Genomic DNA, 10,027 nt, shown 5'->3' with positions numbered 1-10,027 from the left:
ACGTGTGCCATCTCTATCTGGCGCGGATTGTGTCTTTTCTAACTGGCAGGAACAACAGGAACGTGGCTTGTGCCGGGTCGGCAACAGCGGCTTAACCAGCGGCCGAACTCTTAACTTGGCTCAATAGTCGAGGTTGCGTTTTTCCATCTGTGCGGCCGCGAGGTCCGCGACCGGACCAGCGCCTTCGGCCAGCTCGTAGATCGCTATCACAGCCCTGTCGTCGAGACGCTCGACCATTGCCTGGACCGCTGACCAGTTAGCCACGTCGAGCGCGACCGTCGTGCTTTCCTTACCGGACACGGCGATCGGCCGCATCAGCCATCTTCGACCAGCGATCGGCCGAATGCAGCATACGGTCCCGAGCATGGGGGAGAACGAGCTGCTGCGCCTCGGCAAGATCGGCCGCTGCCCTCGCGCGGTAGTCGGCTGCGGTATCGGCCATGAAGTCCCCTCAGTTTAGGCCAGCGTTCTAAAACCCTGGCCCGTTTATCACTTGCCGTTCATCCGATCGCGGACCGCCTTCGCCGGCGCGAACGTCAGCTTGCGTGACGCCGCGATCGTGATCGCCTCGCCCGTCGACGGGTTGCGCCCCTGGCGCTCTGGGGTGTCCTTCAGCTTGAACTTGCCGAACCCGTTGAGGCTGACTTCCTCGCCGGTCGCGACAGCCGCGGTGATGTTCGCAAGGATCGCATCGATGACCTTCCTGGCGTCCGCCTTTGCGAGGCCATGGGTATTGGAGAGCTGTTCGGCCAGATCGGATGTCGTCGTCATGAACACGTCCCGGTGGTGAATGATTGGACCGGCCTTAGCCCGGTTCACGTCGCGCCGCCATCGGGAGTTGCCTCCTGCGCGCTCATCTCGCCCTCATAGGGGCGGACGAGCTTCAGGGCGTCTTCATAGCTGCCGTCGAGCCATGCCGTGAAATCGCGAGGGTGAAGGATCGCCGGCATTGCCTTGGGATGCCAGGGATCGACGGTGGCGTTGGGAGAGGTGGTGCAGAAGGCATAGGCATCGCCGCGCTCGGTCGGCCGCCACAGACCGGCGAAGAAGGCGATGGGCTGGTCGGGCAGCGAAAACCACATCTGGCGGGGTTTGCCATCGTCGCCCTTCCCGCCCTCGGGATGCGGCTCGGCGAAGTGCGTGAACGGGACCAGGCAGCGCCGATCGGGATTGGCGATCGACGGCTTCCACATCGACGATGAGAGATACCGCGCATTGGTGACGAACTTGTCCAGCTTGACCGCCGGGTCGCGCTTGCTCGCTACCTTGGTCGGGAAGCCCCATTCCATCGCGATCGGCTCAAGCGGGCGGTTACCCTCCCCTGCCCGCCTGACGACCAGTCCGTAGCGCGCTGTCTTCTTGCCCGTCGGGAAGATCTCGCGCGGCACCGGGTAGGTCTCGTCCTCGGGATAAGGCGGCTCGAAACCGACCGCCCGCATCACCGCGGCCTGTTTGGCGCTCAGCCGATATCGGTTGCAGATCGGTCCGGCTCCTTCATCGTGCCCAGGCTAGAAGAACTCCCGGCCACCGCGATACTCGCGCCAGGCATTATCCCATTTCGTGCCAACGTCGCCACTCACCGGCCGCGCGCCGACGTCGAATCCGGCCATCACGTCGTCGATATGCGGTGCCGGCACCGGAATGTTGAACGGCGCGATCCTACGCGCCTTCAAGTGCCAGACATAGGCGAGCTCGTGATCGGTGACCGGCGCGGCCTTCCCCCACGCCACGTCCTGGAACTGGCGCTGCGCCGCGCTCCTCGGCCGACGCTCGCGCAAACGCAGCGCATCGTAGAACAGCAGATGCTCGCGCAGCAGCGCCTCGTAGCGTTCGATCGTGCGCGGGTTTTCGCCGTCCTGCTCCACCGTGCCCACTCCGTCAGTACGGGTGAAAATCCTCGCCAAACTCAATCCGATATGCTAGACTTTGCAAGCCTAATTCTGACCATCACGGTCAGCCACGGATTGAGGAAGGAGCGGCCATGTTGAACCACGAAACTGGCCAGATGGACTGGGGCAGCACTGCCAACCATTCGCTATACTTCAACCCTGATAATTTACTCGATCCAATGACGCACCGTGGGCGGGAGCTAATCACCGAGGGTTCTACCAGCACTGACAGCGACGATATATCTTTCCCCAATGCTGACGGTCCTGCGTGGCCTTTGTTCTTGATCGCGGCGCTTATTATCTGCGGATTTTTTCTCTCACCTTTCAGTTCCTAAGCTGAAATCTACGCGGGTCGACCGGAGCGCCATCTTTCCACAGTTCGTAGTGAAGATGCGACCCGGTCGATTTTCCGGTGCTGCCAACACGCCCGATCACCGCCCCAGCCTGGACGGTACTTCCAACCTGAAAAGCCGACCGATCCTGCATGTGGAAGTATTTGCTCTGTGAGCCGTCGCCATGCTGCAGGACTACATAATTGCCGGCGCCGTTGGCCTGGAAGTCGTTTCGTATGACCTGACCCGAGGCTGGCGCACGGATTTCTGTCCCTGCTGGTGCTGCAATATCCACGCCACGGTGATGCCGTCCCGGCTCGCCGGTGACCGGGTCAATCCGACCACCCATTCCTGAACTCAGCCGCCCAGAGATCGGCAACATTGCCCGCTCACCGCGGGGGACTTCGTATACATGGCTGGTGCCAGCGCCTATACCGAGGTTGTCACGGACCCAGTTGCGCGCGCCCTCGACACCGGGAAGTGTCGTCGTGATCCACGCGTCGTTGCGCTCCCGGACATGGTCACCGAGCTGACCCGCCGTCCCTCTCGCGTCGTCGACGCCGTTGCCGACCTCGAACGCGCCGCGCGTGATGCGCGCTGATGCGTTCGGAATCGCGTCAGCGACATTGCCGGCCAGATCGAGATCGCGCGAACTCTCGCGGATCGATACATCCGGCCCTTGCGCCCTGACGCCGGCGGCGCGCTCATTACCCCATTGTTGTACTGCACCCGGTGTCGCCGATGCAGGGCCATGCAGCTGCCCGGACAGGCGCTCAGGCACGCTTACACCCAATTCGTCGCGGACCGATGCAACGCGGCGCTCCATGAACTCACCAAGCAGGATATCGCGCACCTGTTCCTGTTGCGGGGTGCGGGGCATCACCATCCCCGGCGTCCACCCGAACTGCGACAGCGTATCGTCGCCTAGCAACCGCTCCTGAGCGTACACTACAAACTCCTGGCTCTCGTTCCGGTTGAGCGACCAACCCCGCGCCGAGGCCTCCCTGACATCATTGCTGACGCGCTGGAACGTCTCTTCGGCTCGAGTTGCTTCCAACGACGCCGACCGCGATTCCCCGACGCTTACGCCCAGCTTCTGCGACAGCGACCGAACCTCGCTATCTCCGCTCGTGCTGGTTTCGCGCATGAATTCATCGCGAGCTGAACGAGCCTGCGTCGTATTCGTTTCTTTGGTAAGATACTCTTGCAATTCGCCCAACGCTTGGTCGCTAGAAACTGTTCTGCCAGTATTTTCAGCTGACATGGACGAAAGCTTCAGTCCCAGACCAGCCTTGCCAGACAGTCCCCACTTTTTGATCAGATAATCGATTCCTGCATGACCGTCGCCTGTGGTTTGCGATATCCGCGCCACTTGCTGGCTATCGGCCTCACTAAAACCAAAGCGGCTCGTAAGGCCGTGCGAAAGACTCCTCGATAGATCAGTCATTCGAGCGACACTGTTATTGAACCCAGACCCCGTCTCGGTCGAACTTCCCCGACGATGCTCAGCGGCCGACAGCAGATCCGTCGCCGTCGTCGCCGTCGCGTTCCACGACTGCGAGGCGGCGCTACGAAGCGACTGAGTGTGCGTCTGCCCGTCCGAGAGCGCGCGGCTCATGCTGCTGTCGAACCCTGCGGTGCGCGTCGGCGTGAACGCGAGGTTCGAGATGCCCTGGCGCGTGTCGAACGCATTGGTCCCGTCCGCGAAACCGTAGGTCACGCCACCGTCGGCGTTGGTGAACGTGCCGACCGAATAGCCCGAATTGAACTTGGGCTGATCGTCGAACTTGTTCGCCTGGGTCATGCCCGACGTGAGGTTCTGGAACGAGGTGTTGCCATACGAATAGTTGCCGGTGGTGCGCTCGGTCGCCGCCTGCTCGGCCGCGCTGTGCGCCGGTTGCAGCATCGAGGTCGCATGCCCCGCGATCGCCATCGCCCCGCGCGCCATGCCGCCCGCGATGAACGGCACGCTCATCATCAGGAAGCCGGCGAGCGTCGAGATCGATTCATTGACGCTCGCCATTCCGTCGGAGACCAGCAGCGTCGGCCCGGTCGGCGATGCTGCATGATAGAGGCTCGCCGCCCTGCTCATCACGAACATGTGCAGGATCACGTAGAGCGGCCCCCACGACGCGAGGTAGAAGAACCCGGTCGCATAGCCCTTGAGCGTCTGCAGGCCCGTCCTGGGGAACAGGAACAGCGGAAACAGCACCGGGAACATCGCGTAGAACACGACCGTCAGGACGATGCCGAGGAGCGGCACCCAGGTCATCGCCTGCGTCGCGATCGAGGTGTAGGTGTTCTTGGCCTGTGCGTCCGCGCGCTGCGACGCATAGGCATCCCAACCGGCATCCGAGAAACTCTCGCGCGCGGCCAGGAACGCGTCGATCATCGAGATCTGCTTCAGGTAGGAATAGGCGTCGGTCGGCGACCCGTGCATCTGCGCCGCCACGATCGGCAGGTCATCGCGGATGCGCTGGGCCGCGACCGTATCGGCGATCCCGGGATATGCACTCTTCGCGAACGGCAGCAGATCCTTGTCGTAGGCAGCCTGCCACTGACCATCCATCCGCGAATAGGCTTCGTTGCACGGGATGATCGAGTTTTCGGTGGTGCCCGGACCGGTCGAGGTAATCCACCGCTGGCTGCGCGCCGGCGACCCAGGTCCGATCGATTGCCACAGATTGTTCGTCTTGGTGAGATCGTCCATCGCCTTGAAGCCGAGCAGCACATCATAGAAAGTGCACTGCTTCAGGTGCTCGTCGAGGTTCGCGCGGAACACGCTGTCGGTAATCTGGAACGTGCGCGCCTTGTCCATCAACCGCGCGCCGTAGATCATGCCGTTGTTGGTCAGCGCGAGCGCGTTCGGCATCACGAACACGGTCTCGGCCGAGCGCGTCATCCAGTCGCCGACCTGGCTGGTGAAGGAGGCCATCACTCCCAGACCCAGCGGCACATTGTCCACCACCGCCGGCGCGAGCGCGGGGTTGATCCGGTCGGTCACCTTCACCGTGACGGTCGGGACCATCAGCATCATGTAGATGAGCGTCGACTGCAGGAACCAGTTGAACCACGCCCGCCAGTCGAGCGAGAAGGCGACGACGAACAGCGAGTAGATGAAGCCCATCACCATCACAACCTGGAGCATCGAGCGATAGCCCCCGCCCCCGGTCCATGCCGCGACCGCGTTGAAGACGTTGACGATATATTCGCCCCCGCCGATCGTGAAGACTTCGAGCATCGCCGTCGCTCCCTTGCCGCCGCGTTACCGCAAGCCCTGAGCGCTGAGCCCGCGTCCGAACCGGAGCGATGCCGACAGCTGCGGGCTCATGGTGTTCTTGAGGGTGGATTCCATGAACTGGGTGTATTGGATCACCCGGTAGGTATTGGAGATCTGCCCGGCCATCTTCTCGCTGCGCCGCGACAGCTCGGTCTTCACGCTGTCGACCTGGGCGCGCCACGCCTTGAATTCGTCGGTCGAGACGAACTTCGCGCCCGCCTGCGCCTGCGAGATCGTGTCCAGCATCCGGTCGAGCATCGACATCAGCATGTCGATCGCGACCATCTCGGCGAGCGTCGCGCGATCGCCGCCCGACAGGCCCATGTGCGCCGCCTCGTTGACGACAAGGATCTTGTAGAGCGGGATCGAGGTCATGCCCAACAGCGCGATCTCATCGCCCGACAGCGCGGCATTTGACCGGATCTTGCCCGACATGCTGTCCATCGCCTTGAGGACGCGCGTACGCAGCGCCTCGTTGGTCGAGATGCTCAGCTTGGTAGGCGTGGGCTTCAGACACCCCTTGTCGTCAGTGGTGTCGCACTGCCACACGTCAGTCGGCGCCGAGGCGGTGCCGTCGAGCAGCGCCTGATAGGTGTCCCAGCTGGCCGGCGCGATGAACTGGAACGCGCCCATGCTGTCCTTGGCCTTGGTCGCATCGTAGATGATCGTACCGACCATCGTCATGAGGAACTCGGCATATTCGCGGGACGGCTTGGTCGCGCTCTTGGCGTTCAGCGCATACCAGGTGTAGTTCTTCGACTGGACCAGCTCGGCATCGTCACCGGCCTTGGCGATCGTCGACTCCCGCTCGCCCTTGTTGGTGCAGCCGTGACGCGCCGCGGCCGCGTCGGAGAAGAAGCCCTTCGCCCCGCCGACCTGCTGACAGATCGTCGAGGACGCCCCGTCCATCGCCGGCCACAGCGAGCCGATCGCCTGCTGCGCCGCCTCGCAAGAGGACATGTTGAACGCGTTCAGCTGCTGCACGCGCTGGCTCATGTCCTTCATCACCCCGCCGATCTGCGCGGAGATGCTGTCGATCGCGAGCTGGAACGCGAAGCCGATCGCGTTGTTGGCGGTCGCCTTCAGCATCGCCACGATCTCATCGGCGTTGATGAACGAGAACGACCCCGCGAACAGGTCGATGCCGCCACAGCCGCCACGCGCGCTGGGAAGCGCGACGCTGACCGGGTTGATCGACTTCTGCGGAAAGCGGCTCCACAGCGAACCACCCGAATAATAGCCCGCCGACTGACCCTGGAAAGCGGTCGGGCCGGTCACGTTCGCGGCCGCGCCCGACTTGTTGAAATAGCTGTTCATCTCGCCCTGGACGTCGGCCATCGCCGGCGTAGCGACGAGACCTCCAATCGCGAGGATCATGCTGGCCTGCGCGAGAACCGCGGCGCAGAAGCGGACGATCGAGCGGACCATCAGAAGTCACTCCCGGGCTTGACGCTGGTCAGTGTGAAGATGCGGTTCATCACTTCGTCGGCCGCCATCACGCCGTAGCCGATCGGCATGGGCTGCTTGGTGACAGTGTCGAACAGCACAAGCGCGGGCACCTGCTGGCCGCGCATGCCCATCGCCTTGTACTGGCCGGTGTCGACCGTATAGTTCGGGAAGGCGCGGGTCGGCCCGCCATCGAGCGAGATTGCCATGACGGTCAGGCCGAAGCGATCCGACACACTGCGCATGATCGGCCCGAAGGTTTCGCACGCAGCACAGGCCGACGAGTAGAAATAGAACACGCCGTACCGCTGCGAGATCCGCGACAGCACGCGCTCTCGATCCGCATTACGGCTATCGAGCCAGGTCCGCTTGCCCAGCTGGTTGACCGGGCGCTGGAGCGTGTAGTCGAGGTCCGGGTTCTGCCAGATCGTACGCTGCCACATGTCCGCGAAAGAGGAGGCACGATCAAGCTGCTCGCGCTGGAAAGCGATATAATGGCTGATGTTCTCGGGCGTCGGCTCGAGGATCGCCCGCGCCTTCAGCTCCTCCAGCTGCTTCGAGATCGCCGCAAGCTGCTCGGCCGAGGACCGCGCGGGCTGCGCCGATCGCTGCTCGGCGGGCCTGGCCTTCGGCTTGTCGCAATAGAACCAGGTGCCGAGCCGCCGCTCGCGGCAGTAGAAGTCGTCCCCGGTCTGCGCCGCGACGCGGTCGGCCGATCCCAGATCGTCCGCGCTGCCATAGCTGTCCTGGCCGCCATCGCGGCCGTCGTCACCGGCATCGCGCGTGGAGGACACCGAATCCGGCAGCGGCGTCAGGTCCTGCGCCGTCGCCGGCGTCAGCACGGGCGACGCGACCGAGAGGATGAGAGCGAGGGTCAGGGCCTTGCGCATGTCAGTCGTCCTTCTGTTTCTGCTTTTCGCGATCTTCCTGTTCGCGGCGGGTGAGGTAGGATTTGAGCGTCCCGAGGAGCGACGGCTCCTGAAGCGACACGAGCTGCGCCATGTCGTCTGCGAGGATGCGGAACAGGTTGCCGTACACCCCGATGATGAGGTTGCGGGCGTGCCGGCGCGGGTAGAGCGTCTCGCCCCGGCGCAGGATGAGGTTGGCGCGGATCAGCCGCGCGATCGTCGGTTCGAGATCGGCCACGCACAGCTTCGTATCGAACCAGCTGTCGAGCGTCGGGATAAGGAACCCGGCCGGGTGCGGTCCGGCGCGCAGGAGCGCGATCAGGACCGCAAATTCCGCGACCGACAGGTCGGGAAAGGGACGATGGTCCGACAGTTGCGTCACGCCGGTCATTTGCTCTTCTTCGCGTCGTAATAGGCCTTGATCCGCTCCTGGATCTGGCGCGAGGTTTCGATCTCGTCGGGCAGCTTCGCGGCGTCGACGAACTCGGCATAGACCTCGGTGAAATCCATCACCGACAGGTCGAGCCGCGAGAATTCGTCGAGCGTGAACCCCTTGCAGGTTTCCTTCTTGGCGCTGCCCCACGGCTTGTTGATCTGCGGGCGTCCCTGTTCCTGCAGGATGCGCGACAGCTTGCTTTCGAAGCAGCAATAGGCCGTCGATTTCGATGTGCAGATGCCCAGCACCTTGTCCGAGCAATAGTCGCCCAGCTTGTGGCACATCCCCATGCGGTCCTGCACGTCGAGAAGCTTCTCGTCGTTCGAGCACATAAACATGGTGAGGAATGGCGTCGCGAGCGCGGCGATCGCCACCGGCCCGCCCGCGATCGCGGCCGCGCCGGCAGCCGTGGTGATGAGGCCCGACGCCTTGCCAGCGCAGCAGTTGACCAGCCCGAACACCGGCTTGTGGCAGGTCTGCCGCTTGCCCGAAAACAGCGTCAGCGTATCAGGGTCGAATTCGGCATTGGCCTGGCCCAGCGCGTGCAGCCCGACCACGGCGTCCTTGAACTCGGTCGATGCCTCGCGCTCGACCGGCTCACACTCACCGTCGATGCAGTAGACGTCGTCACCACAGATATATTGCTTTGGATCGTTCGTCGGAGGCGACGGAACCGGACATTTGTAGACCTTCGTGGTTACCTGGCACGCACCAACCTGCGGATCGTCGAGGCACTCGTCACGCAGGAACGTGCATTTTCCGCCGTTCTCCAGATCGCTGCAATCGGACGCCTGGGTGATGCGCTGGCAGGTGAACGGGCGCGACCACGCCCAGCACGATGCCGTGACCGACACACCGTCAATGATCCGCGTCTCAGGCCCCTCGGTGCAGACCTCCGGTCCCGTCGCGGTGCAGGCGGTGTCGGCCACCAGCGCCGGACAGCTTCCCTCGTTGCGCTTTAGCGTGATCTCGCGCGTACCTTCCTTCCTGAGATACACTGTGCCGGTCGCGTAATTCTGGTGCGCCGGGATCTCCGCCTGGGGGATTTCGGCCGAGCACGAATAAAGCTGCGCGGTGGTGCGCATTGAGGACAGGCTCTTGCACCAGCGACGATAGTCTTCGACGTTGCCGCCGCCCGCCCCCAATTCGATCTGCGCATCGCAGATATGCGGCGTCCCCGCCTCGACCCGGCAAATGCCGGCACTGACCTTGGCCTGCATCACGCTGTTGCGGGCGAACCCGTTGCCCTCGTTCTGGTCGCGCACGCCGTAGTAGAAGTACCGCAATGTATCGACGATTACCGGGTCCATCCTGCCCGTGCAGGTCGCCGGGGTTTCCTCGAGCTTCGCGCCTTTGTTGCAGGTCGCCTCGTAATAATCGGTGGTGCCATTGGGTGGCAGCGGCTTGCAGCTGCTTTCCGTGCCGCCCACCGACTGACCGGCGAGATAGCTGTTCGGGTCCTTCTCGACGTCCTGCGCGCGCGTGAGATCGCCGGCAGGCACAGTCACGACTTTGCGGCCCGGATCGGTGACGAGCTGCCACGCCTCGTTCGCGCCTGCAGCCGACCCGCCCGCGGCGATCAGCGCATCGGGATCGTCGGCATAGGCTTCGCCGGGCTGCGGGCCGCTGCTGAAGCCCGGGATGGTGGAGGGCAAATCGGTCGAGGAGATGATGCCGCCCGAAGCCTGACGCGCCGGCGTCGCGAGGGCCTTCGCCTCGGCGCGTCAGGCTTCGGG

At 63.7% G+C, this 10,027-nt stretch carries 10 protein-coding genes; all 10 read right to left on the bottom strand.

Annotated elements, in window-relative coordinates; genetic code table 11:
* Window positions 1-120: 120 nt before the first annotated feature.
* Window positions 121-315: a hypothetical protein gene (locus AX685_RS04560; protein WP_007406362.1), complete on the bottom strand. Its 195-nt coding sequence runs from the start codon at window positions 313-315 to the stop codon at window positions 121-123.
* A complete protein-coding gene (locus tag AX685_RS21405; RefSeq protein ID WP_007406311.1) occupies window positions 290-442 on the bottom strand; it encodes a hypothetical protein in 153 nt (50 codons plus the stop codon). Before AX685_RS21405 ends, AX685_RS04560 begins: the two co-directional genes overlap by 26 nt.
* Window positions 443-489: 47 nt before the next feature.
* Window positions 490-771 carry an HU family DNA-binding protein gene (locus AX685_RS04555; protein ID WP_010409234.1) on the bottom strand — a complete coding sequence of 94 codons (282 nt, stop codon included), beginning with the start codon at window positions 769-771 and terminating at the stop codon, window positions 490-492.
* Between the two features lie 44 nt (window positions 772-815).
* A complete protein-coding gene (locus AX685_RS04550) occupies window positions 816-1,481 on the bottom strand; it encodes an SOS response-associated peptidase (RefSeq protein WP_269450459.1) in 666 nt (221 codons plus the stop codon).
* Window positions 1,482-1,508: 27 nt separating this feature from the next.
* Window positions 1,509-1,865 (bottom strand): hypothetical protein, encoded by a 357-nt coding sequence (locus AX685_RS04545; RefSeq protein ID WP_007406320.1) that lies wholly within the window; start codon window positions 1,863-1,865, stop codon window positions 1,509-1,511.
* A gap of 348 nt (window positions 1,866-2,213) precedes the next feature.
* A complete protein-coding gene (locus AX685_RS04540) occupies window positions 2,214-5,462 on the bottom strand; it encodes a conjugal transfer protein TraG N-terminal domain-containing protein (protein WP_007406358.1) in 3,249 nt (1,082 codons plus the stop codon).
* A 24-nt stretch (window positions 5,463-5,486) separates the two neighbouring features.
* The gene (locus AX685_RS04535; RefSeq protein WP_007406347.1) at window positions 5,487-6,929 is read right to left on the bottom strand and encodes a conjugal transfer protein TraH; all 1,443 of its coding nucleotides are present in this window, start codon (window positions 6,927-6,929) and stop codon (window positions 5,487-5,489) included.
* Window positions 6,929-7,837, bottom strand: a complete 909-nt coding sequence (gene traF, locus AX685_RS04530; protein WP_066282994.1) for a conjugal transfer protein TraF — start codon at window positions 7,835-7,837, stop codon at window positions 6,929-6,931. Before traF ends, AX685_RS04535 begins: the two co-directional genes overlap by 1 nt.
* A 1-nt stretch (window position 7,838) precedes the next feature.
* Complete coding sequence (locus tag AX685_RS04525; RefSeq protein WP_007406345.1) at window positions 7,839-8,246, bottom strand: hypothetical protein; 408 nt, start codon at window positions 8,244-8,246, stop codon at window positions 7,839-7,841.
* Window positions 8,243-9,946 carry a conjugal transfer protein TraN gene (locus AX685_RS04520; protein WP_231738554.1) on the bottom strand — a complete coding sequence of 568 codons (1,704 nt, stop codon included), beginning with the start codon at window positions 9,944-9,946 and terminating at the stop codon, window positions 8,243-8,245. The genes AX685_RS04525 and AX685_RS04520 overlap by 4 nt, the downstream gene beginning before the upstream one ends.
* Window positions 9,947-10,027 lie beyond the last annotated feature (81 nt).

It is taken from the genome of Sphingomonas sp. CCH9-F2 (genome assembly GCF_001556735.1).
In the GTDB taxonomy this organism is placed as follows: domain Bacteria; phylum Pseudomonadota; class Alphaproteobacteria; order Sphingomonadales; family Sphingomonadaceae; genus Sphingomonas; species Sphingomonas ginsenosidimutans.
Note: the sequence above shows the minus strand (reverse complement) of the source record. Positions and strands in the feature narration are given on the sequence as shown.